General features: G+C 67.7%; 22 protein-coding genes and 1 other RNA gene. 11 read left to right on the top strand and 12 right to left on the bottom strand.

Going from position 1 to position 21,735, the window contains the following annotated elements; translation table 11 throughout:
* Positions 1-54: 54 nt before the first annotated feature.
* The 5 genes from truA to ehuA all read left to right on the top strand — a co-directional run bounded on the left by truA (position 55) and on the right by ehuA (position 4,249).
* A complete protein-coding gene (gene truA, locus GGR03_RS08825; protein WP_183207274.1) occupies positions 55-867 on the top strand; it encodes a tRNA pseudouridine(38-40) synthase TruA in 813 nt (270 codons plus the stop codon).
* A gap of 62 nt (positions 868-929) precedes the next feature.
* Entirely contained in the window at positions 930-2,006 is a 1,077-nt protein-coding gene (gene ehuB, locus GGR03_RS08820) for an ectoine/hydroxyectoine ABC transporter substrate-binding protein EhuB (RefSeq protein WP_343058684.1), read from the top strand.
* 102 nt (positions 2,007-2,108) lie between these two features.
* Positions 2,109-2,780 carry an ectoine/hydroxyectoine ABC transporter permease subunit EhuC gene (ehuC, locus tag GGR03_RS08815; RefSeq protein WP_183207273.1) on the top strand — a complete coding sequence of 224 codons (672 nt, stop codon included), beginning with the start codon at positions 2,109-2,111 and terminating at the stop codon, positions 2,778-2,780.
* 3 nt (positions 2,781-2,783) lie between these two features.
* Entirely contained in the window at positions 2,784-3,476 is a 693-nt protein-coding gene (gene ehuD, locus GGR03_RS08810; RefSeq protein WP_183207272.1) for an ectoine/hydroxyectoine ABC transporter permease subunit EhuD, read from the top strand.
* On the top strand, positions 3,473-4,249 hold the full coding sequence (gene ehuA / locus GGR03_RS08805; RefSeq protein ID WP_183207271.1) for an ectoine/hydroxyectoine ABC transporter ATP-binding protein EhuA: 777 nt from the start codon (positions 3,473-3,475) through the stop codon (positions 4,247-4,249). Before ehuD ends, ehuA begins: the two co-directional genes overlap by 4 nt.
* Before the next feature lie 7 nt (positions 4,250-4,256).
* Here the strand turns inward: ehuA and GGR03_RS08800 are convergent, their stop codons facing one another.
* Positions 4,257-4,847 carry a hypothetical protein gene (locus GGR03_RS08800; protein ID WP_183207953.1) on the bottom strand — a complete coding sequence of 197 codons (591 nt, stop codon included), beginning with the start codon at positions 4,845-4,847 and terminating at the stop codon, positions 4,257-4,259.
* Positions 4,848-4,851: 4 nt separating this feature from the next.
* Entirely contained in the window at positions 4,852-6,045 is a 1,194-nt protein-coding gene (dapE, locus tag GGR03_RS08795; protein WP_183207270.1) for a succinyl-diaminopimelate desuccinylase, read from the bottom strand.
* A 155-nt stretch (positions 6,046-6,200) separates the two neighbouring features.
* Here dapE and GGR03_RS08790 point away from each other — a divergent pair, with 155 nt between their 5' ends.
* A complete protein-coding gene (locus tag GGR03_RS08790) occupies positions 6,201-7,280 on the top strand; it encodes a lytic transglycosylase domain-containing protein (protein WP_183207269.1) in 1,080 nt (359 codons plus the stop codon).
* 25 nt (positions 7,281-7,305) lie between these two features.
* Here the strand turns inward: GGR03_RS08790 and GGR03_RS08785 are convergent, their stop codons facing one another.
* Positions 7,306-8,091 (bottom strand): phosphodiester glycosidase family protein, encoded by a 786-nt coding sequence (locus GGR03_RS08785; protein ID WP_183207268.1) that lies wholly within the window; start codon positions 8,089-8,091, stop codon positions 7,306-7,308.
* 52 nt (positions 8,092-8,143) lie between these two features.
* Positions 8,144-9,001 (bottom strand): 2,3,4,5-tetrahydropyridine-2,6-dicarboxylate N-succinyltransferase, encoded by an 858-nt coding sequence (gene dapD / locus GGR03_RS08780; protein WP_183207267.1) that lies wholly within the window; start codon positions 8,999-9,001, stop codon positions 8,144-8,146.
* Positions 9,002-9,110: 109 nt separating this feature from the next.
* On the opposite strand from dapD, the gene GGR03_RS08775 reads away from it, so the two are divergent.
* A complete protein-coding gene (locus GGR03_RS08775; RefSeq protein WP_252920175.1) occupies positions 9,111-9,962 on the top strand; it encodes an LOG family protein in 852 nt (283 codons plus the stop codon).
* A gap of 29 nt (positions 9,963-9,991) precedes the next feature.
* Here the strand turns inward: GGR03_RS08775 and GGR03_RS08770 are convergent, their stop codons facing one another.
* The 5 genes from GGR03_RS08770 to GGR03_RS08750 all read right to left on the bottom strand — a co-directional run bounded on the left by GGR03_RS08770 (position 9,992) and on the right by GGR03_RS08750 (position 15,968).
* Positions 9,992-11,293: a ChaN family lipoprotein gene (locus GGR03_RS08770; RefSeq protein ID WP_183207265.1), complete on the bottom strand. Its 1,302-nt coding sequence runs from the start codon at positions 11,291-11,293 to the stop codon at positions 9,992-9,994.
* A 401-nt stretch (positions 11,294-11,694) separates the two neighbouring features.
* A complete protein-coding gene (locus GGR03_RS08765) occupies positions 11,695-12,915 on the bottom strand; it encodes a lytic murein transglycosylase (RefSeq protein ID WP_183207264.1) in 1,221 nt (406 codons plus the stop codon).
* A gap of 151 nt (positions 12,916-13,066) precedes the next feature.
* Positions 13,067-13,672, bottom strand: coding sequence for a recombination mediator RecR (gene recR / locus GGR03_RS08760; RefSeq protein ID WP_183207263.1), 606 nt, complete (start codon positions 13,670-13,672; stop codon positions 13,067-13,069).
* A 103-nt stretch (positions 13,673-13,775) separates the two neighbouring features.
* The gene (locus GGR03_RS08755) at positions 13,776-14,099 is read right to left on the bottom strand and encodes a YbaB/EbfC family nucleoid-associated protein (RefSeq protein ID WP_183207262.1); all 324 of its coding nucleotides are present in this window, start codon (positions 14,097-14,099) and stop codon (positions 13,776-13,778) included.
* Between the two features lie 12 nt (positions 14,100-14,111).
* Positions 14,112-15,968: a DNA polymerase III subunit gamma/tau gene (locus GGR03_RS08750; RefSeq protein ID WP_183207261.1), complete on the bottom strand. Its 1,857-nt coding sequence runs from the start codon at positions 15,966-15,968 to the stop codon at positions 14,112-14,114.
* Between the two features lie 229 nt (positions 15,969-16,197).
* Between GGR03_RS08750 and GGR03_RS08745 the strand changes: the two genes are divergently transcribed.
* Complete coding sequence (locus GGR03_RS08745; RefSeq protein WP_183207260.1) at positions 16,198-16,800, top strand: methyltransferase family protein; 603 nt, start codon at positions 16,198-16,200, stop codon at positions 16,798-16,800.
* A gap of 51 nt (positions 16,801-16,851) precedes the next feature.
* Here the strand turns inward: GGR03_RS08745 and ffs are convergent.
* An RNA gene (gene ffs / locus GGR03_RS08740) (signal recognition particle sRNA small type) lies at positions 16,852-16,949 on the bottom strand.
* Positions 16,950-17,011: 62 nt separating this feature from the next.
* On the opposite strand from ffs, the gene GGR03_RS08735 reads away from it, so the two are divergent.
* Positions 17,012-17,425 carry an HIT domain-containing protein gene (locus GGR03_RS08735; RefSeq protein WP_183207259.1) on the top strand — a complete coding sequence of 138 codons (414 nt, stop codon included), beginning with the start codon at positions 17,012-17,014 and terminating at the stop codon, positions 17,423-17,425.
* The gene (nudC, locus tag GGR03_RS08730) at positions 17,422-18,369 is read left to right on the top strand and encodes an NAD(+) diphosphatase (RefSeq protein ID WP_183207258.1); all 948 of its coding nucleotides are present in this window, start codon (positions 17,422-17,424) and stop codon (positions 18,367-18,369) included. The genes GGR03_RS08735 and nudC overlap by 4 nt, the downstream gene beginning before the upstream one ends.
* Before the next feature lie 3 nt (positions 18,370-18,372).
* Here the strand turns inward: nudC and GGR03_RS08725 are convergent, their stop codons facing one another.
* Entirely contained in the window at positions 18,373-19,266 is an 894-nt protein-coding gene (locus GGR03_RS08725; protein WP_183207257.1) for a prephenate dehydratase, read from the bottom strand.
* Complete coding sequence (locus GGR03_RS08720; protein WP_183207256.1) at positions 19,266-20,000, bottom strand: 3-deoxy-manno-octulosonate cytidylyltransferase; 735 nt, start codon at positions 19,998-20,000, stop codon at positions 19,266-19,268. Before GGR03_RS08720 ends, GGR03_RS08725 begins: the two co-directional genes overlap by 1 nt.
* A gap of 187 nt (positions 20,001-20,187) precedes the next feature.
* Between GGR03_RS08720 and GGR03_RS08715 the strand changes: the two genes are divergently transcribed.
* The gene (locus GGR03_RS08715) at positions 20,188-21,531 is read left to right on the top strand and encodes a c-type cytochrome (protein ID WP_183207255.1); all 1,344 of its coding nucleotides are present in this window, start codon (positions 20,188-20,190) and stop codon (positions 21,529-21,531) included.
* The last annotated feature ends 204 nt before the right edge of the window (positions 21,532-21,735 follow it).

Genomic DNA, 21,735 nt, shown 5'->3' with positions numbered 1-21,735 from the left:
TAAGGGGCTCGAAACCGAGCCGAACGAATTTGCCAGCAAGGGCGCCTCCCACCGATGCCCCGATACAAGCTCACCATCGAATATGACGGCACGCATTATTGCGGCTGGCAGCGCCAGAAGGCGGATCTGTCGGTGCAGGAGGAGATCGAGCGGGCGATGGCCGGGTTCAGCGGCGAGGCGGCGACGCTTTTCGGCGCGGGCCGCACCGACGCCGGGGTTCATGCGACCGGCCAGGTGGCGCATCTCGATCTTGCGCGCGACTGGGAAACGGACGTGGTGCGCGACGCGCTGAACGCGCATCTGCGGGACGCGCCGGTGTCGATCCTGGCGGTCGAGCGCGTCGCTGACGATTTCGACGCCCGCTTCTCCGCCCGCCAGCGGCATTATCTCTACCGCATCTTCAACCGCCGCGCTCCGCCGGCGCTGCTGGCCGGACGGGTCTGGTGGGTGTCGCGGTCGCTCGACGTCGAGGCGATGCACCAGGCAGCGCAGCGCCTTGTCGGCACGCATGATTTCGACACGTTCCGCTCGGCGCATTGCCAGGCGAAGAACCCGATCCGTACGCTGGAGCAGCTGGACGTTGTCCGCGGCCCGGGCGACGAGATCCACATCCATGCCAGGGCGCAGTCCTTCCTGCACAACCAGATCCGCTCCTTCGCCGGCACGCTGAAGCTGGTCGGGGAAGGCCGCTGGAGCGAGGCAGACCTGGTCTCTGCGCTCGAGGCGCGCGACCGCACGCGCTGCGGCCCCGTGGCACCGCCGGACGGGCTGTATCTGACGCAGATCACCTACGGCACGGCGCCGAAGCGGACTCTGCCGGCCTATACGCCGGCACGCGACGAGACGGCCCCTACCGGCACGCGCTGAAAATATTCCGGCGAAGTGTCTCCGCGCCTTTCGCCCCAAGGGGATAGCCCCGCCCGAGGCGCTTGTTTGCCGCCGTGCTGCCGCCTTTCTGCCATCCGGCGGTTGAAAAACATCTCAAAGCAGATATCCTGACGCTCTCAATCGAAGCCAGAATGACCGGCCCCGCGATGGCTGCTCGGGCTATATATTCTGTGCTAACCAACCGTTCCCCGATGCACCTGTCGATCAGGTCTGCAGGTTTTCCGGCCGGGACGACTGTCCAAGATGGAGTCATCATGACAAATATTCTTCGCAATTCGTTTCTGTCAACTGCTGTTTCAGCTGCTATTCTTTCCGCCGGCGCCGCATCGGCAGCGACGCTGGCCGAAATCAAGGAAAGCGGCACGGTCCGGGTCGCGGTCGCGAACGAGATTCCCTACGGCTACATGGACATGAGCGGCGAAGCGAAGGGTGCCGGGCCAGACGTCGCGCGGCATGTCTTCGAGCAGATGGGCATCGACGACATCGAGTGGACGAGCACGAACTTTTCCTCGCTGATCCCCGGCCTGCGCGCCGATCGCTTCGACGTCGCCGCCGCCGAGATGGCCGTCCTGCCGGATCGCTGCCAGAGCGTGATCTATTCCGAGCCCAACAGCTCCTATGGCGAGGGTCTGCTCGTCGCCGCGGGCAATCCCAAGGATCTGCACGGCTACGACGCCTTCGCCGACAATGACGGCAAGGTGGCGATCATGGCCGGCGCCGACCAGCTGGAGATGCTGCAGAAGCTCGGCGTCCCCGAAGACCGCATGGTGACGATCGCCAGCAACGCCGACGCGATCTCCACCGTCTCGACCGGCCGCGCCGATGCGTATGCCGCCACCAGCCTGACGGTCAGCGAGCTGGCCGCCAAGGATGACGGCGTGGAGAGCGCCGGCTCGTTCGAGGATCCGGTGATCGACGGAGCGGAAGTCCGCAGCTGGGGCGCATTCGCCTTCGCCAGCGACTCCACCGAATTGCGCGACGCCTTCAACGAGGAGCTCACGAAGTTCAAGGAGACCGACGAGTGGCGCGAAATCCTCTCGGGCTACGGCTTCTCCGAGGCCGACATCGAGGGGTCGGGACAGCGCACGACGCAGGAGCTCTGCGACTCCTCCAGCTGATCGTTGGGCACAGACAGAATTGGGGCGCTGGCGGGCGGAAGCTCGCCGGCGCATTTCGGTCGTCCGTCAGGATCGGCCACCGGCCGGTTGGAACACTGACGCATGGAATGGTTAGCCTATCTCGGGCCGCTCTCTGAGGGCGCCCTCGTCACCGCGCAGATCGCGGTCGCCTCGATGCTGCTCGGCGCGGCACTCGCCTTCATCTTCGGGATCGGACGGCTGTCCCGCGTCACGGCCATCCGCTGGCTGTCGGTCTCCTATATCGAGATCTTCCGCGGCACCTCGCTGCTGGTGCAGCTGTTCTGGCTGTATTTCGCGCTGCCGCTGGCGGGCGAAGCGGCCGGCATAGACCTGCGCTTCAATCCGGTGACCGTCGGCATCCTGGCGCTGGCGCTGAATATCGGCGCCTACGGGGCGGAAGTCGTCCGGGGCGCGCTGCAGGCGGTGCACGGCGACCAGTTCGAGGCCGCCAAGGCCCTCAACTTCACCGATCGCCAGGCGATGTGGCGCATCGCCCTGCCGCAAGCGATTCCGGAGATGATGCCGACCTTCGGCAATCTCGCCATCCAGAACCTCAAGGATACCGCGCTGGTGTCGCTGATCAGCCTCGCGGACCTCGCCTTTCGGGCCGAACAGATCCGCAATTTCACCCAGGACAGCGTCACCGTCTATTCGCTGGTGCTGCTGATGTATTTCGGCATGGCGCTGGTTCTCGCCGGGTTCATGAAGCTGCTCGAGCGCTCGGTCGGGCGCTGGCGCCGGACGGGAGCGTAAGCCATGCTGTTCGGATACGAATGGGACACTTCCAGCAGTCTCGCCTTTGCTGTCTCGATCCTGCCGATCCTGCTCTGGGGCATGGTCGTCACCCTGCAGGCGACGGCGCTCGGCTTCGTCATCGCACTGGTCCTCGGGCTCGTCCTCGCGGTGCTCAAGGCGGCCCCGACGCGGCTGATCTCCTGGCCGGCCAAGGCGATCGCGGAGTTCCTGCGGGACACGCCGCTGCTGGTGCAGCTGTTCTTCCTCTATTACGTCCTGCCGGAATTCGGGATCGTGCTGCCGGCCTTCATGACCGGGGCGCTGGCGCTGGGCCTGCAATACAGCGCCTACATCTCGGAGGTGTATCGCGGCGGGCTCGAGGCGGTCGATCGCGGCCAGCACGAGGCCAGCCGGGCGCTGAACATGGCCGCCGGCCGGAGCTTCACCCGCATCGTGCTGCCGCAGGCGATCCCGCGAATCATTCCGGCCCTCGGCAACTATCTCGTCTCGATGATGAAAGACGTGCCGATCCTGTCCGTCGTCACCGTGCTCGAGATGCTCAACGTCGCCAAGATCATCGGCGACCGGACGTTCAACTATTTGATCCCGCTGTCCATGGTCGGCGGTCTTTACCTCATCCTGACGCTCGTCGCTGCCGCCGGCGTCAGGGCGCTCGACATGAACCTGCCGAAGAGGGGGCTGCCGCTCCGATGACCCAGCCGATCATAGAATTTCAGAATGTCGTCAAGCGCTTCGGGCCGGTCACCGTCCTCGACCAACTGAACTTCAGCGTCCAACCGGGCGAGAAGGTGACGATCATCGGCCCGTCCGGCTCCGGCAAGTCGACGGTGCTGCGCATCCTGATGACGCTGGAGACTATCGACGACGGCATCGTCCGGGTCGAAGGCGAGCCGCTGTGGCACGAGGAGAGCGGCGGCGAGCTGAAGCCGGCCGGGGAAGCGCATCTGCGCCACATGCGCGAAAAGCTCGGCATGGTGTTCCAGAACTTCAACCTGTTCCCGCACATGACGGTGCGGCGCAATCTCACCGAGGCGCCGCGCACCGTGCTCGGCCTGCCGAAGGCCGAGGCCAACGACCGCGCCGAGGAACTGCTCGACATGGTCGGGCTGGTCGATCAGGCGGACAAGTTTCCCGGCCAGCTCTCCGGCGGCCAACAGCAGCGCGTCGGCATTGCCCGGGCTTTGGCGATGCGGCCGAAGGTGATGCTGTTCGACGAGCCGACCTCGGCGCTCGATCCCGAGCTCGTCGGGGACGTCCTCAACGTCATCCGCCATCTCGCCGAGGAGCACGACCTGACCATGCTGCTGGTGACCCACGAGATGCGTTTCGCCCGTGAGATCTCCGACCGGATCCTGTTCTTCGACGGCGGCACGATCTGCGAGGAAGGCACGCCGGCGACGATCTTCGGCGAGCCGAAGGAGGAGCGGACACGCGAATTCCTCAAGGCGGTGCTCGACCCAGCCTGACCGCTGGTCAGACCAGCGGCACGCCCGTGAGGTCCATGACCGCGCCGTAGCTGACCAGCGAGCAGACGACCATCAGCGCCGTCACTGCGGATGCGCCGCCGATGTCCTTGCCGGTGGCGACATAGATCAGCCGCACCGTCAGCCCGATCGAGGCGAGACTGACGAGAACGCCGAGCAGCGCCGTCGCCTCGCTGGTCCCGAGCAGCAGCAGGAGCATCCAGTAGGGTGCGAAGGCCCAGGCGAGCAGCGCCCCGCCCCAGTTGGTGGCCACGACCACCGGCACGATCTTCTTGGAATAGCCGACATGCTTGGCCGCCAGCATCAGGACGATGATCGGCAGCAGCCAGCCGGTGACGTCGGCGAGCGCGTGGGCGGCGTAGATGGTCACGGCCCCGGTCTCGGCCACCGGCCCGTCGCGCTCCACCGCCTCGTATTCGATCCAGGAGAGCGCGATCGGCGGTAGGGCCACGACGATGGCAGAGAAGGATTGCCAGAACCCGTCGGCCGACAGATCGAGGCGCCGCAGGCCCTCGCTCTTGCCGCTCATCAGCAGCAATGCGCCCGAGAAATAGCGCAGCACGTCGTCGAAACTCGGCACCAGGTCAGGGGCGGGCGGCAAACCAGCGGGCGATGAAGGTTTCATAGATCTGCGTCAGTCCTTCGAGATCGACCAGAGCAACCCTCTCATTGGCCATGTGCATTGTCTTGCCGACAAGCCCGAATTCGACGACCGGACAACAATCTTTGATGAAGCGGGCGTCGGATGTGCCGCCGGAGGTCGACAATTCGGGCGTGCGCCCGGTCACTTCGGCGATGGCCGCGGTCAGCGACTGCGTCAATGCGTCGTCCCGCGTGACGAAGGCGTCGGCCGGCCGCTCGCGCCACACCACCTCCACCGAGGCAGCGGCGCGCCCCGGCCGCAGGGGCGATGCGCTCGCTGCCCCATCGATCCGGCGCCGCAGTTCCTGGGCGAGGGTCTCGGGAGTCCAGAGATCGTTGAAGCGGACATTGAAGGACAGGCGCGACCTTGCGGGGATGACGTTGACCGCGGGATTGCCCGTGTCGATCGAGGTGATCTCGAGATTGGACGCCGGGAAGCGGTCCGTCCCCTGATCGAGCGGCTCAGCCATCAGCGCCCCGGCGATTGCGACGATCGTGCGCACCGGGTTGTCCGCGAGATCGGGATAGGCGACGTGGCCCTGTAGGCCGGTCACCTTCACCTCCCCCGACAGCGAACCACGCCGGCCGATCTTGATCATGTCGCCCAAGGCGGAACGGTTGGTCGGCTCGCCGACGACGCAGGCGTCGAAGCGCTCACCGCGTTCCCCCGCCCAGGCAAGCAGCTTGACGGTGCCGTTCACCGCCGGTCCCTCCTCGTCGCCGGTGATCAGCAGCGATACCTGGCCGGACGGGAGGTCGCCCCGCGCTTCGAGCCGCGCCACGGCGGCGACGAACGCGGCGATGCCACCCTTCATGTCCACCGCGCCTCGCCCGATCATCTCGCCGTCGACGACGGTCGCGGCGAACGGGTCGTGGTGCCAGTCGTCGCGGTCGCCCGGCGGGACGACGTCGGTGTGTCCGGCAAAGACCAGATGCGGCCCTGACTTGCCCTTGCGAGCGAAGAGGTTCTCGACGTCCGGCGTGCCAGCCTCGCTGAACACCGGCCGCTCGACGGCGAAGCCGAGTGGCGCCAGCATGGCGGCAAGGGTCGCAAGGGATCCCGCCTCCTCGGGCGTCACGGAGGGGCAGCGGATCAGCGCCGCTAGGACGGCGGAGGGGTCGGTCGTATCTGTCATGCGGCTCAGATAGCCGAGATGATGCGCGGTTGCCACAGATGCTTGCCAAGGGCCGCACGGCCCGGTTCTCCCAGACTTTGTGGCGGGCGCGCCACGTTTCCGCCGCGTTCCCGGCGGAAACGCTGAAGCGGGGACAACTGCCGCGAGGGGACTGCATGGGATCGGGGGATCGGGCCGCCATCGGCGCGCAACGGCTACGTCTGTTGCCGCTCGCCGGCATCGCAGCGCTGCTGGCGCTTTCCGGCTGCATCGCCGACGGACCGGGCGGCTCGCCGCTCGCCCTTGGCGCCGCCGTCACCGAGACCGATGCGACCGAGAAGACCGAGAGCGCCGAAGCTTCTCCCGCCACCGCACCGTCCGAACAGGACGTCAAGATCGCCGCCCGCGAGGCCAGCAAGGCCGCCGAATCCGGCACGATTTCCGGTAGCGCCGCCCTCGACCAGCTGATCGAAAAGCACGCGTTGAATGCCGGCATCCCACCCGCTCTCGCCTATGCCGTCGTCCGCGTGGAAAGCCGCTACAATCCGAAGGCCAAGGGTGCCGGCGGCGTCTACGGGCTCAGCCAGATCAAGCCCGCGACGGCCCGTAGCATGGGCTTTGCCGGCTCGCCGAGCGATCTGTTCGATGCCGACACCAACCTCACCTACGGCATGAAATATTTGAAGGGCGCCTGGGAACAGGGCGGCCACGACGTCTGCAAGGCGTCGATGAAATACAAAGGCGGCCACCGCACCACCCGCATGAGCCAGTCGGCGGCGCGCTATTGCTCGGCGGTGAAAGCCCATATGGCCGAGGTCAACAAGCGGCGTGGCGTGGCAACGCCGGCCGAGGCGGCGCCGGAAGAGGAAAAGGGCCTGCTCGGCACGATGATCGCTGCGATCCAGCCGAAGCCGGCTGCCGCGGACGGGAAGCCCGCCGCAACGACACCTGCCGTCAGGGTTCAGGCAAAGCCCGCCGAGGCGGCTGCAGCCGCGCCGGCCGTGGCATCGGTCAAGCCTGCGGCAGAGGCAGCAGTCGCGACAGCCCTCGTGCCGACGGCGAAGACCGTCACCCCGCCCCTGCCGACAGCGGCCGAGACGACCGAGGTTGCCGCAGCACCGGTACCGTCATCCGCCAAGGGCGGCCGGGTCGCCGCCGTAACCGAAGAGGCGGGCATCGACGACGAGGCACTCGCTGCCCGCATGGGATTCGACGACGACGTCGCCCCCCTGCTGCGCGGCGCCGACGCGCAATAACACCAGGACAAGAAGCCCAGCTGCCTCAGCCGGCGGGGCGGTCGGTGACGACGAGCATCGGCCCCAGCCGGTCGCGCCGGTAGGCTATGTTGGCGTCGGGATAATAGAGGCTCGACACCTGGCCGTCGAAGAACAGCGCGTCGCGGCAGCCGAGCCGGTCACGAAAGAACAGCCCGAAATCCCAGAAATTCACCGCCTGGCGCGACAGCACGAGGCGGACCGTGCGCCCGTCTTCGCTGGCGCAGACGCCGTTGCGGACGTAGCGGCTGTCGGAGCCGTCGATGAAGCGCGGATGCAGTTCACCATCGATCAGCAGCATCGGGCCGGACTGGGTGGCGAAATCCGGCTTGTGGGCGCCGGCGACATAGACGCCGGTCTCCATCACCCTTGCCTTGCCGTCCTCGACGAAGAACACGCCGTTCGGCTGCAGCGAGTAATTGCCCGTGCCCGTGCCGCGCACCAGCGAGCTGACTTCGCGACCGTCCTGCACGGCGAGGCCGACGGCCCGCCGGTCCTCGTGATACATGCCGGCATTCATGATCAGGCGGACGCGCGCACCATCGACGCTGGCGCCCGCCCGCTCGAAGGTCTCGTAGGGGCGGCCGGCCGTATCCTCGGCCCGCAGCGACACGTCGTAGCGGTCGAGCGGCACGTCGCAGACGATGTACTCGACGCCGGACGCCGTCTCGGTGCGGCAGATCCCGTCGTGCCCGGCCGGGATGCTCGGCATCGGCTGCAGCCAGCCGAGCAGGCTGCCGAAGGCCGCCAGCGACACCGGCCAGACGCTGTTCAGACGGGTTCGCCGGGCCATCACGGTCTCCGTCGCGGATTTTCGGCAGGCCGGAGCGGCACCGAAGGCGCGGTCAGCTGCGCAGCAGCTCGTTGATCGAGGTCTTCGAGCGGGTGCGCTCGTCCACCCGCTTGACGATCACGGCGCAATAGAGGCCGGGGCCCGGCTCGCCATTGCCCATCGGCTTGGCCGCGGGAAGCGAGCCGGCGACCACCACCGAATAAGGCGGCACCTCGCCATAGGTGACCGAACCGGTGGCGCGGTCGACGATCTTCGTCGACTGGCCGATGAAGACGCCCATGCCCAGCACCGAGCCCTCGCGCACGATGCAGCCTTCGACGACCTCGGAGCGGGCGCCGATGAAGCAATTGTCCTCGATAATCGTTGGCCCCGCCTGCAGCGGTTCGAGCACGCCGCCGATGCCGACGCCGCCGGACAGGTGGACGTTCTTGCCGATCTGGGCGCAGGAGCCGACGGTCGCCCAGCCGTCGACCATCGAGCCCGAATCGACATAGGCGCCGAGATTCACGAAGGACGGCATCAGGACGACGTCCTTGCCGATGAAGGCGCCCTTGCGGACGATCGAGCCGGGTACGGCCCGAAGGCCCGCCTCGCGGAACCGGTCCTCGCCCCAGCCGGCGAATTTCGAGGGCACCTTATCCCACCAGGTGGCGCCGCCGGCGCCGCCTTCGATAACCTGCATGTCGTTGAGCCGGAAGGATAGGAGCACCGCCTTTTTCAGCCACTGATGCACCGTCCAGGCGCCATCGTCGCCGCGCGTCGCGACGCGTGCCTCGCCCCGGTCGAGCATCTCCAGTGCCGCTTCGACCGCCTCGCGCACCGCGCCGGTTGTCGAAGCGGAAATGGTGTCGCGCTCGTCGAAGGCGCGTTCGATGGTCGATTCGAGGGCGGCGCGGTCCGGCGCGGTCATCGGCAGGCTCCTGGAAAAGCGGGAGAAACGGGCGCTGACGCCCTGTCGAAATCGGCCCGGACCCTAGTTGAAGGCCCCTGAGGAATCAATTCGAGCAGGCGAGGCATTCGTGGCGCAAGAGACACCCCGCGACCAGAACGGCTGGGATCCGTTCCCCAGTTCGCAGCGGGACAAGCAGGACGTCAAAGCAATACCTGCAACGCCTCAGACCCGATCGCCGACCTATCGCCTGGCGTTCGACGATGCCGACTTCCTCTCCAGCGAGGCATTGCGCGGCGTCCGCCTGCAGCTCGAACTGATGAAGCCGGAGATGGCGCTGAACGAGGCGGGCATCCTCTCCACCGTCATCCTGTTCGGCGGAGCGCGCATTCCGGAACCAGGGGCGGAAGCCTGGGCGGCCCGTAACCCGGAGCAGAAGCGCAATCTCGAGGCGAACTCCCGCTATTACGAGGAGGCGCGGCGCTTTGCCCGCTTCGCCTCGCAGCACTCCGCCGACACCCATGGCGGCAAGGAGTTCGTCATCGTCACCGGCGGCGGGCCCGGCGTGATGGAAGCCGGCAACCGCGGCGCCGCGGATGTCGGCGCGGTCTCGATCGGCCTCAACATCACGCTGCCGCACGAGCAGGCGCCGAACCCCTACACGACGCCGGAGCTCTCATTCAACTTCCACTATTTCGCGATCCGCAAGATGCACTTTCTCCTGCGGGCGAAGGCGATGGCGATCTTTCCAGGTGGTTTCGGCACGCTTGACGAATTGTTCGAGGGGCTGACGCTGATCCAGACGCGGCGGATGCAGCGCATCCCGGTGATCCTGTTCGGCGAGGAATTCTGGCGCCGCGTCATCAATTTCGAGGCGCTGGCAAAGGAAGGCACGATCGCGCCGTCCGATCTCGAGCTGATCACCTTTGCCGACACGGCAGAGGATGGCTGGCAGGCAATCCGCGACTTCTACGCGTTCTGAAACCTGGCGCCCGGCTTACGCCTGCAGGCTCAGTCGGCGGTGCGGCCCATCTGCTCGCGCAGCTTCGCGCAATGGTCGGTGATATCCGCGCGCGGCGTGAAGATGGTGAAGTCGTAAGGCGCGGGCGCATCCTGGACCAGCCCGTAATCGGCCTGCGAGCCGGCCGCTCCGCTGACTTCGACCATCTGGACCGAGACCGACTTGGAATCCGGCTCGCGGGCCGCGATGATGGCGGGCACCGCCCGGTCGTTGCGGACATGGCCGGACCCGGCGATCAGGACGGCGCTGCCGCTCTCCTTCGCCGCACCGATCAGCGCATCGGCCATGGCGCCGTCGCGGGCGCGCTGCACGACGCTCATCGGTTCGATCGCGGCATCGGGCATCAGGCCGCAATGGGCGTCGCGGATGGCATCGGCAAGTTCTTCTGACTGTGCCTCGGGCAGCGGGCCGTTCAGGGCGAGCCGCTCGACATCATCGGCGGACAGCGCCTTGAGGCCGCCTTTCGAGATCGCGCCAACCACCGCCTCGTCGAGATTGCCGGCGGCCATGGTCAGATCGTTCCGGGCCACGGCTTCGAAGATCGGGCGATAGATCGAGAAATCCGGCCAGCCGCGCTCCGTCCATTCGAGCTGGCGAGCGAGCGCCTCCAGATCGACGACACCCGCGTCGCGGAAGCTCTCGAGGGCGGTGTTCAAACGCTCCGGCACCATCTCGAGCACGACGGAGGGTGTCGTGCCGGCTCGGGCGAGATCCGAAACGATATCGGCCTGCAGCCGGTGGTGATCCGGATTGTCGTGAATCTCGCCGAGGAGGACGTAGCGAGCGGCACCCGCTTCTTCCAGGAGAGCGCTGGCGCTCGAAGGCAGACCGTCGCCGCGGAAGACGCCGCCAACCAGGGGATTTACGACGAAATGCCGGGCACTCCAGCGCGGCGCATCGGAATCGAACAGCTTGGTGGCGGTGACGGCCTCGCCGTCTTCGACGGGAAGTTCGGCGACGTCGATGGTTTGGGCAGCCCGGTCACCGGCAGCCGCAAGCCGCGCCAGTTCGGCGGCGGAACTTGCGTCTTCGTCGAGGGAGATCGTCGTTCCCGGATCCGCCGCGCCAGCACCGCCGAACGGCGCCGCCGTCGCCACCGCGACGAAGGTGTCGCCGCCGTCGCGGCTGTAGGGCAGGCGCACGCGATCGTCGGGTCTGGGCGCAACGAACGTCACATCGTCGGTCACTGCCAGCGGAAGCTTCGCCACGATGCGCTCGACATTGCCGGCCGCCGCGTAACCGAGGCCCGCGAATACGGCGATGCCAGCAGGTATCCAGACGAAGCGTTCCAAGTCGGCATGTCCCCCATGTCGGATGTCCCGATGCGAATCGCGGCCATCGGACCGTGTAGAGATCGGGAACGGATGTGGCAAAACTATTGCAGACCGGGGCTTTCGCGACGAATTCCGACCGCGAACCGATGAAAACATCGAAACGGTGAATATTCCGGTAAAATGTCCGGGTCTCGCGCCAGTGGAGAAGGCCGGACGGTCCGGTTTTGCCGGACCGTCCGTGTCGCCTCCCCAGGCAACTCCCGCCGCTTGGCAGGCCGAATCACGGCCCACTCTCCTCGGGTTCCACCCTTCCTGCGTACAAGCGCTCCAGGGCCCGCGATAGACGCGCGCCGCCACAACCCAAAGCTTTTGGCAGGGATCATCAACGAAACGTTAAATCAGCTGGGGACAAACCCCGCTCACAGCCGTCCAGCCAGTGCGCGGCTCGGCCAGCAGGTGGCGGCCATGCCGTTCTTGGCCTCGAAGTCGCCGATCGACCGGCGGGTCTTGAAGCCGGCCAGCCCGTCGGCGCCGCCGACATCGTAGCCGAGCGCGATCAGCTTCTGCTGCATGCGGGCGACGTCGCCCCGCGTCAGCCGGTCGGTGTCCCGCCACCGGCCTGCGAGCGGCCCGGCGCCCTGCTTGCGGTCGGCCGCATGGCCGACGAACAAAGCGTAGAGGTCGGAGTTGTTGTATTCCTTGATCACATAGAAGTTCGGCGTCGCGATGAAGGCCGGTCCGTTGCGCCCGGCCGGCATCATCAGATGACCGCGCGCTCCGAGTTCGTTGGTCGGGAACGGCCGGCCCGAGACGCGGGTGACGCCGGCGGCGGCGAATTCGGAGATCGGCCGGCCGCGATCCGGCCCCTCGTTGGCGCAGGAGACGCCCTCCGGCACCACCACCTCGAAGCCCCAGTCGCGGCCCGGCTGCCAGCCCGACTGGCGCAGATAGTGGGCGATCGAGGCGAGCGTGTCGGGCACCGAATTCCAGATGTCCTTGCGGCCATCACCGTCGAAATCGACCGCCAGCGCCAGGAATTTCGTCGGCATGAACTGCGGCTGCCCGAGCGCCCCGGCCCAGGAGGACTTCATCTCGGAGACCTTGAGATGGCCATCGGCGACGATCTGCAGCGCGGCGATGAGTTCCTCGCGGAACATCGCCTTGCGCCGCGCCAGATAGGCCTTGGTGCCCAGCACCTGGAAGGCATTCTCCGGAATCCGTGCCGCGCCGAAGCCGGACTCGCGGCCCCATATCGCCACGATGATCGGCGCCGGCACGCCGTAGCGCGCGACGATGCGGTCGAGCAGCGCCTTGTGTCGCTGGAGCAGCGCCCTTCCCTGGCTGACATTGCCGGCGACGTTTCGCTCGGAGAGATAGTCGGCGCCGCTCCTGAACTCGGCCTGGAAGTTGGTCTCGGCGACGCCCTCGCCGGAACCCGGAAGCTGCAGGTCCGGCAGCTTCAGGTTGAGGCTGACGCCCTGGAAGGCCTGGTCGAAGATCGGGCGCGGCACGCCCCGCTGGCGCGCCGCCGGCCAGATGTCGGACTCCAGAAAAGTTCGGAAGCCGGCATCGAGGTTCTGCGCGCCGGCCGGAGCGAGCGTACAGAGGAACAGGGTGACGGCGAGCAGGGTGCGGAGCATGGCTTCCCATCGAAGGTCGGAGAGGGACGAGTCGACGCAGGATCGGGCCTGCGTCCGATCGATGCTGCAGGCTTCGATGGCAGTATCACGGCGGCGCGGGCACGATGTCGGAAATGTCATGCAAACGTCCGCCGGCCGGGTCGGCGACTCGTTATAGCCCCGTGCGCGAGCGCATGGCGGCGGCCAGCGTGCCCTCGTCGAGATAGTCGAGCTCGCCGCCGACGGGCACGCCGTGGGCGAGCCGCGTGACCTTCACGTCGAGCCCTTCCAGCTGGTCCATCAGGTAATGCGCCGTGGTCTGGCCCTCGACCGTGGCGTTGACCGCCAGCACGAGTTCCTTGATGCCGCCGCGATGGACGCGCTCGACCAACTGCCGGATGGTCAGGTCGTCCGGGCCGACGCCCTCGAGCGGCGACAGGACGCCGCCGAGGACGTGATAGGCGGCATTCAGCGCCTTGGCGCGTTCCAGCGCCCAGAGATCGGCGACGTCCTCGACGACGATCACCGTCGACTGGTCGCGCGAATGGTCGGTGCAGACCGTGCACGGGTCGAACGTGTCGATATTGCCGCAGACCGAGCAGATCGTGACCTTGTCGCGCGCCTCGGCCATCGCCGCGGCGAGCGGCGACAGCAGCTGTTCGCGCCGCTTGACGAGATGGAGGGCAGCCCGGCGCGCCGAGCGGGGGCCGAGACCCGGGAGCTTCGCCAGCAGCTGGATCAGCCGCTCGATCTCCGGGCCTGCAATGGGTTTTGCCATGAATGACGAGCCGGTCGGCTATCCTCTGTCGCGGCGGGGCGCGGCCAGCTGGCCCTCGCTCCCGCCAATATCCGCCGCTAATCCGCGGGTGCGGTCGGCGCCGTCAGAACGGGAACTTCATGCCGCCCGGCAGCTGCAGGCCGGCGGTCATCTCCTGGGTCTTTTCCTGGATGGCGAGGTCGAGCTTGCCCTTGGCGTCGTTATGCGCGGCGACGACTAGGTCCTCAACGATGTCCTTCTCTTCCTCGCGCAGGAGGCTCGGGTCGATGGCGATGCCCTGCATCTCGCCCTTGCCGTTGAGGCTGACGCTGACGACGCCGCCGCCCGCCTGGCCGGTCACCTCGATGCGGGCGACCTCCTCCTGCAGTCCGGCCATCTTCTCCTGCATGGCCTTGGCCTGCTTCATCATGCCCATCAGGTCTTTCATCGCGCTAGTCTCCTATTCGTCGTCGTCCATCTCGGACGGATCATCCAGAATGTCGTCGTCCACCATAGCGGCGAGTTCCTCGACGGCCACCACCGCCTCTGCTTCGCCACGCAATCGCACGTCGACGATCTTGGCCCCGGGAAAGGCCGACAGGATGGCAGCGACCTCGGGATCGAGCGCCGCATCCGACAAAAGCGTGGCGCGGCGCGAGGTCTCGACTTCCTCGAGCGTCGGCATCGCCTCGCCGCTCGATATCGCCACGACCCAGCGCTGGCCGGTCCATTCGTGCAGCTTGCGGGTGAGATCGCTGATCAGCGTCCGCGGCGCCTCGGGGGTCAGCGCCACTTCCAGGCGGCCCGGTACGAGCTTCACCAGCCGCAGGTAGCGGTGGATCGACACCCGCATCAGCGAATCGCGCTTCGTCTCGGCCAAAGCGACCAGATCCTCCAGCGATCCGATCCCGATGTCGGGTGCCGCGACCTGCTCGGGCGATGCCCGCTCCGGCGCCGGGCTGGTCGAGGCCAAAGCGAGATGCGCCCGCGAGGGGGATGCGCTGGGTGCAGGCCGCGGCAAGCGCGCTTGTGCCGAGGCCGCCGAACCATTGCCGCCGCTAGGCGGATCGCGCGGTTCGGCCGGGCGGGTCGGCTGCGTCACCGGCGCCGGCAGGGCGTCGGTGCCCTCCTTGCGGATCAGCCGAACCAGATCGTCGGGCGACGGCATGTCGGCGGCATGGGCGATGCGGATCAGCGCCATTTCCGCCGCCTGCCGCGGCGTCGTGGCGTTGCGGGTCTCCTCCAGCGCCTTCAGGAGCATCTGCCACACCTGGCTCAGCGTGCGGATCGACAGCGTCGTCGAGAAGGCGAGGCCGCGCTCGGCCTCCATCGGCGACAGCGCCGCGTCCTCGGCGGCTTCCGGTACGTAGCGCAGCGTCGTGACGAGATGGGTGAAATCGGCAAGATCGGCGAGAACGACGGCGGGATCGGCACCGGCCTGGTACTGGTCGCGCAGTTCGGTCAGCGCGGCGCGCCCGTCGCCCTTCATCAGCGTCTCGAAGAGGTCGATGATCCGGACGCGGTCGGCCAATCCGAGCATGTCGCGCACCGCGACGCCGGAAATGGCGCCGGCGCCGTGGGCGATGGCCTGATCGGTGAGCGAGAGCGCGTCGCGGACAGAGCCTTCCGCCGCCCGCGCGATCAGCCGCAGCGCCTCGGCGTCGATCGCAACGGATTCAGCGTCCGCGATCTTCTGGAGATGCGCGATCAGGGTCGGGGTGTCGACGCGCCGCAGGTCGAAGCGCTGGCAGCGCGACAGGACGGTGATCGGCACCTTGCGGATCTCGGTCGTCGCGAAGACGAACTTCACGTGCTCCGGCGGCTCCTCAAGCGTCTTCAGCAGGCCGTTGAAGGCCTGGTTCGACAGCATGTGGACCTCGTCGATGATGTAGACCTTGTAGCGCGCCGAGACCGGGCGATAGCGCACCTGCGCGATGATCTCGCGCACGTCGTCGATGCCGGTATGGGAGGCGGCGTCCATCTCGACCACGTCGACATGCCGGCCTTCCATGATCGCCTGGTCGTGGATCCCCGGCTCCACCATGTGGATGGTCGGCTGGTCGATCGTCTCGGTCTGGTAGTTCAGGGCCCGGGCGAGGATGCGCGCGGTGGTGGTCTTGCCGACGCCGCGCACGCCCGTGAGCATCCAGGCCTGGGCAATGCGGCCGGTCTCGAAGGCATTGGTGAGGGTGCGGACCATCGGCTCCTGGCCGATCAGATCCTCGAACGAGGCCGGGCGATATTTGCGGGCAAGGACGCGGTATGGCGCAGTCGCGCCCTCCGGTTTCGTCGCAGTGCCGCTGTCGGTATCGCTCATCGCGTCAGGTCCGGATCTGGAGGCAGGCGCCCCGGTCGGCATCGCCGCCCGGCGAGATGCCACGCTCCGCCCGGTTCTGAAGCGAAAGGTTGGACGGCGCAACCCCCGTCGCGTAGATGCGGCATGGCCGTCGTTTTGCCTTGAATGGAGCGGACGACACTTCCCGATTCCACGCGACCGCAACGGGCGGTGGCATGCCGGGCGGCCGGGTGCGCCGCAGGGAAACATCATGGCTCTCGGACGATACCAGCAGCAGCGCAAACTGGCGCTTTTCGCCATCCTCGTCGGCGCCTTCATGGCGCTGCTCTTCGTCGGATCGGCATGGCCGGAAGAGATCCACGAGACGATCGAAGTGGTCGGCCTGGGGCTGATCGTGGTCGGGATTGCCGGCCGGATCTGGTGCACCCTCTATATCGGCGGGCGCAAGGCCGCGGAGATCGTCGCCGAAGGGCCCTACTCGATCTCGCGCAACCCGCTCTACGTCTTCTCCAGCATCGCCGCCGGCGGCGCCGGGGCGGCGACGGGCAGCATCGTGCTCGGCCTCGTCTTCATGGTCGGCTGCGCGGCGGCATTTAGGGTCGTGATCCTGCGGGAGGAGGCCTATCTGCGCGAGGCGTTCGGCGCTTCGTTCGACAGCTACGTGGCGCGGGTGCCGCGCTTCTTCCCCGACATCTCGCTGTTCCGGGACGTGCCGAAGATCACCGTCGACATGGCATTGGTGTACCGCACGATGGGCGATGGCCTCGTCTTCTTCGCGGCGATGCCGTTCTTCGAGACGGTCGAGATGCTGCAGGCGGGGGGCTATCTGCCGGTGCTGCTGCGGCTCTACTGAGCGGCGGCGCGAGCAGCGTCAGGGCGCGCGGCTCTCACAAAGGCGGAAAAGGTGGGAGGCTGGCACGATGACCCGTGCCATAGCTCGTTGGGGCTGCTTCCTTCCGGACCTGACCCGGTTGGCGAGTGGCTCGTCCACCACCAACCTCCCGGCCTCCATATCGATGATCGGCGTCCTAAATGCAAGACGGGCGCTTCTGGAGATCATGACAATGCGAGCCTTCGAACTCGATCCCCGTCTTGCGGCGGACACCGTGGCGGTGGGCAGGCTCGGACTGTGCGAATTGCGGCTGATGAACGATCGGCGCTGGCCCTGGGTGATCCTCGTGCCGCAACGCCCGGACATCACCGAGTTCCATGATCTGACTCCGCTCGACCAGACCATGCTGACATTCGAGATGGGGCTGGTGGCCAAGGCGCTGAAGGCCTCGACCGGCGCCGGGAAGATCAATATCGGCACGCTCGGCAATGTCGTGCCGATGTTTCACCTGCATATCGTGGCCCGCAGCGCCGGCGACCCGAACTGGCCGGGACCGGTCTGGGGGTTCGGCGCGCGGCAAGCCTATGCCGACGAAGACGCCGAGCGCTTCGGCGAGCAGATCCGCCAGGCGGTGCTGCCGGCATGAGAGACGACGACCACCGTCCGGAGAGCGCGCGGGCAGAGCTCAGCGCTCGCACCGGCTTTGCCGGCAACTGGCTGTCGCGAGACGGCGAACACCGCACCGATGCAAGCCTTGCCGACGCGCTGGCGCATCCGGCGGCGCGGCTGTTCCTGACCAGCGGCGAAAAATGGCTGCTGCGGACCGATGCGCCGTCGCCGGTCCCGCTGTTCAGCCGCGCCGAGGCCGAAGCGCTTGGCGCCGAGCTCGCCGGCTGCGTGCTGCTCGGCACCGACAGGGCGGGCGAGCCGCATCTGGCCGCGCGGCTCGCCGACGGGTTCGCGCCCGCGGACGGCATGGCGCTGATCGATCTGCGGTCGATCGCCATGCAGGGGCTGCTCGACCCGGACAGCGAGGGCCAGCTCGGCCAGGCGGAGCATCTGCTTGGCTGGCACGCCCGCAACCGGTTCTGTGCCCGGTGCGGGGCTGAAACTCATCCAGAGGCAGCGGGCTATCGCCGGCGTTGCCTGGCGTGCGGCGACGTCGTCTTCCCGCGCACCGACCCGGTGACGATCATGCTGGTGCATGACGGCGAAGGGCGCTGCGTGCTCGGGCGCCAGCCGCGCTTTCCGGAGAGGTTCTGGTCCTGCCTCGCCGGCTTCGTGGAGGCCGGCGAGACGGTCGAGGACGCGGTGCGGCGCGAGACGCTGGAGGAAGCGGGGCTCGCGGTGAGCCGCGTCGACTATCTCGCCTCGCAGCCCTGGCCGTTTCCCGGCAGCCTGATGATCGGCTGCATGGCGCTGGCGACGCCGTCGCCGATCGTCTTCGACGCGACGGAACTGGAAGAATGCCGCTGGTTCGGCCGCGACGAGGTGCGCGCGATGCTGGCCGGCACGCATCCGGAAGGCCTGTCGGTGCCGCAGCGTTTCGCCATCGCCCACCATCTGATCAAGGCGTTCGCCGACGGGTGAGACCTATTCCCCCGGCGCGCCGACAGGCCCGTCGAGGCGGCCTTCGGCGGCGGGGTAGACGCCGAGGATCTGCACGCGGCGGGTGAAGAAGGCGAGTTCCTCCAGCGCCAGCCGCACGGCATCGTCGTCGGGATGACCCTCGACGTCGGCATAGAACTGCGTCGCGACGAAATGGCCGCCGATCTGGTAGCTCTCGAGCTTGGTCATGTTGACGCCGTTGGTCGCAAAGCCGCCGAGCGCCTTGTAGAGCGCCGCCGGCAGGTTGCGCACCTCGAACACGAAGGTCGTCACGGTGCGCCCGCCCTGCGGCGCCCAGAGCGCCTGCGGCGCCGCATCCGGGCGCGACAGGATCACGAAGCGGGTGATGTTGTTTTCCGAATCCTCGACATTGCGCTCGATGATGTCGAGCCCGTAATGGCCGGCCGCCAGTTCCGGCGCCAGCGCCGCGCGGCTCGGGTCCTTCGCCTCCGCGACTTCGCGGGCAGCACCCGCCGTGTCGCCGGCGACCTGCGGCTTCCAGCCATTGGCGCGGATGAAGTTGCGGCACTGGCCAAGCGCGTGGATGTGGCTGTGGACGCTGCGGATCGCCTCGCGCCCTGCCCCGGGCAGGACCATCAGCTGGAAATGGATCGGCATGAAATGCTCGCCGACGATCTGCAGGCCGGAATCGGGCATCAGATGATGGATGTCGGCGACGCGGCCGGCGAGCGTGTTCTCGATCGGGATCATCGCCCGCTTGGCCTCGCCCGAACGCACCGCCTCGAAGGCGTCGTCGAAGGACGGGCAGGGCAGCGGCTCCATCGTTTCGCCGAAGACCTGCCGGCAGGCCATGTCAGAGTTGGCGCCGAACTCGCCCTGGAAGGCGATCAGCGGCAGCTTCGTGGATCGATCGCTCATCAGACGGCAACTCCATACATGGCGCGGGCACGTTCCAGGTCGTCAGCCGCATCGACCCCGAGCGGCACGGTGTCGACGATCTCGGCGTCGATCCGCATCCCGTCCTCGAGCGCCCGCAGCTGCTCCAGCCGCTCGCGGATCTCCAGGGTCGAGGGCGGCAGCTTCACGAAGCGCTCGAGACTGGCGCGCCGATAGGCGTAGAGGCCGACATGGTGATAGAGCGGCCCGTCGCCCCAGGGCGCCGTCGCCCGGGTGAAATAGAGCGCGCGAAGCCGCGACGGCCCGGTCGGCGAGCCGACAAGCTTGACGACGTTCGGATTGGTCTTCTCGGCCTCGTCGCGGATCTCGACGCAGAGCGTCGCAACGTCGCAGCGCGGATCCTCGAACGGCGCGAGCACCTGGCGAATCGCCTCCGGCTCGATGGTCGGCAGGTCGCCCTGGACATTGACGATGGTCTCGACCGCACCCTCCGGATCCACCTGCTGAAGAGCCTCGAAGATGCGGTCCGAGCCCGACTGGTGATCCGGCGAGGTCATCACCGCCCGGTGCCCGGCAGCCTCCACCGCATCGCGGATCTCCGCCGCATCGGTGGCCACCACGACGCGGCCGATTCCCGCGGCCTGCGCCCGCTCGGCGACCCGGACGACCATCGGCCGACCGGCAATATCGGCGAGAGCCTTCTTCGGCAGGCGCGTCGAACCGAGGCGGGCCGGGATGAGCACGAGGATGGACATGGGCGAAACGTGAACCGGAGGTGAGTGCGAAAGCGCTTGAATGGCGCCTTCATGGATGACAATAGACGCGGCGGAACCGCGTCTTACAGCTGTTGCCATCAAACCGCAAAAGACCTAGGTTCCGCGCGTTTTTGCTGGATAAAACGTCGGCGTCGACCCCGACATCGCAGAGAGGTTTCCTCCGCCCATGAATTCCTTCGAGGCCAACAAGATCTTCGGCGCCCTGCTCGGGACGATCTTCGTCCTGTTCGGCGGGAGCCTCCTCGCGGAAGGGCTGTTCCACGCTGAAACCCCCGAGACGCCGGGATTCGAGATCGTCGTGGCCGAGGCCGAAGAGGGCGCCGACGGCGCGCCGGCCGAGGAGGCGACCGTGCCGATCGCCGCGCGGATGCAGACCGCCGACGCCGAGGCCGGGGCCGGGGGATTCCGCGCCTGCGGCGCCTGCCACACCGCCGAGCAGGGTGGCGCGAACCGCGTCGGGCCGCACCTCTGGGACGTCGTCAACCGTCCGATCGCCGGCGAGTCGGACTTCTCCTATTCGGCCGCCCTGCAGGCGTTCTCCGAGGGCGGCACGGTGGTCTGGGACTATGAGCACCTGGACTACTTCATCGAGGATCCGAAGGGGCACGTGCCCGGCACTGCAATGGGTTACGCCGGCATGCGCGATCCGGAAGACCGCGCCAACCTGATCGCCTATTTGCGTACGCTCGCCGAAACCCCGGCGCCGCTGCCGGAAGCGCCTGCCGAGGAAGCCGCTCCGGCGGAAGCCGCCGCAGAGGTCACCGACCCTTCAGCCTCGAGCAATCCGTCGCCCGAGGCCGGTGAGACCGCGCAGGCCCCCGCCGTCACCGACACCGACACCGACGCGGCGCAGCCGGCGCCAGGCGCCGAAGCAGCGCCCGTTCAGGGAGCCGACACGCAGCCGGAGACTCCCGCCGAAGCCGAGCAGGCAGCGAATGCCCCGGCCGCTCCGACCGCCGGCGACACCACCGCCGGTGCCCAGGGAACGGTCGCCGAGGGCGCCGAAAGCGTGGCTCCTGCCGAAGGCGCAGCCGCGCCGGCGGCTCCTGCCGCGCCGGCCGCCGCACCGGAAGCTGCACCCCCGGCCGCCGCACCGCCCGCAGCTGCGCCGGAAGCGGCAGCACCGCCTGCCGAAGGGGCCGCAGCCCCTGCAGCCGAGCCGGTTGCCGTCGCCGGAGATGCGGCTGCCGGCCAGTCCGCATTCCGCAAGTGTGCTGCCTGCCACGCCGTCGGCGAGGGAGCGGCCAACAAGATCGGCCCCGAGCTCAACGGCATCGTCGGCGAGACCGTCGCTTCGGTGGAAGGCTACAGCTTCTCGCCGGCGCTGACGACGTTTGCCGCCGAGCATCCGACGTGGACCCCGGAACTGCTGACGCAGTGGCTGGAAAATCCGCGGGAGCTGGTGCCTGGGACCAAGATGGTGTTCCCCGGCATCCGGGACGCCGACGAGATCGCCAACATCATCGCCTATCTCGCGACCTTCGACGAGACCGGCGCCCAGGCGAACTGAAGGGTTCGCCATATCGTCCGCTCAAAAGGCCCCGGCTAACGCCGGGGCCTTTTGCGTTCCGGGCTGCCGCGGCGCCCTCGCGCCGGGATTAAGTTTTCGTCAGGTGACTTGGCATCGCACCTTGGCCATAAATGTCTTGAAACGTCTTCGCTTTCGACGCCCGCAATCCTGACGGAGGTCCACTCTTGCCATTGCCGACGCGAA

It is taken from the genome of Aurantimonas endophytica (assembly GCF_014196845.1).
In the GTDB taxonomy this organism is placed as follows: domain Bacteria; phylum Pseudomonadota; class Alphaproteobacteria; order Rhizobiales; family Rhizobiaceae; genus Aurantimonas; species Aurantimonas endophytica.
This window is presented reverse-complemented; position numbering and strand designations above follow the sequence as displayed.

Coding starts and splice junctions, on each gene's coding strand:
- GGR03_RS08785 (WP_183207268.1), bottom strand. CDS start 8,091: ATGGCCCGGCGAACCCGTCTGAACAGCGTCTGGCCGGTGTCGCTGGCG.
- GGR03_RS08725 (WP_183207257.1), bottom strand. CDS start 19,266: ATGAGCGATCGATCCACGAAGCTGCCGCTGATCGCCTTCCAGGGCGAG.
- GGR03_RS08745 (WP_183207260.1), top strand. CDS start 16,198: ATGGCTCTCGGACGATACCAGCAGCAGCGCAAACTGGCGCTTTTCGCC.
- GGR03_RS08750 (WP_183207261.1), bottom strand. CDS start 15,968: ATGAGCGATACCGACAGCGGCACTGCGACGAAACCGGAGGGCGCGACT.
- GGR03_RS08735 (WP_183207259.1), top strand. CDS start 17,012: ATGCGAGCCTTCGAACTCGATCCCCGTCTTGCGGCGGACACCGTGGCG.
- dapD (WP_183207267.1), bottom strand. CDS start 9,001: ATGACCGCGCCGGACCGCGCCGCCCTCGAATCGACCATCGAACGCGCC.
- ehuA (WP_183207271.1), top strand. CDS start 3,473: ATGACCCAGCCGATCATAGAATTTCAGAATGTCGTCAAGCGCTTCGGG.
- GGR03_RS08715 (WP_183207255.1), top strand. CDS start 20,188: ATGAATTCCTTCGAGGCCAACAAGATCTTCGGCGCCCTGCTCGGGACG.
- GGR03_RS08790 (WP_183207269.1), top strand. CDS start 6,201: ATGGGATCGGGGGATCGGGCCGCCATCGGCGCGCAACGGCTACGTCTG.
- ehuD (WP_183207272.1), top strand. CDS start 2,784: ATGCTGTTCGGATACGAATGGGACACTTCCAGCAGTCTCGCCTTTGCT.
- truA (WP_183207274.1), top strand. CDS start 55: ATGCCCCGATACAAGCTCACCATCGAATATGACGGCACGCATTATTGC.
- recR (WP_183207263.1), bottom strand. CDS start 13,672: ATGGCAAAACCCATTGCAGGCCCGGAGATCGAGCGGCTGATCCAGCTG.
- dapE (WP_183207270.1), bottom strand. CDS start 6,045: ATGACAGATACGACCGACCCCTCCGCCGTCCTAGCGGCGCTGATCCGC.
- ehuC (WP_183207273.1), top strand. CDS start 2,109: ATGGAATGGTTAGCCTATCTCGGGCCGCTCTCTGAGGGCGCCCTCGTC.
- GGR03_RS08765 (WP_183207264.1), bottom strand. CDS start 12,915: ATGCTCCGCACCCTGCTCGCCGTCACCCTGTTCCTCTGTACGCTCGCT.
- nudC (WP_183207258.1), top strand. CDS start 17,422: ATGAGAGACGACGACCACCGTCCGGAGAGCGCGCGGGCAGAGCTCAGC.
- GGR03_RS08720 (WP_183207256.1), bottom strand. CDS start 20,000: ATGTCCATCCTCGTGCTCATCCCGGCCCGCCTCGGTTCGACGCGCCTG.
- GGR03_RS08755 (WP_183207262.1), bottom strand. CDS start 14,099: ATGAAAGACCTGATGGGCATGATGAAGCAGGCCAAGGCCATGCAGGAG.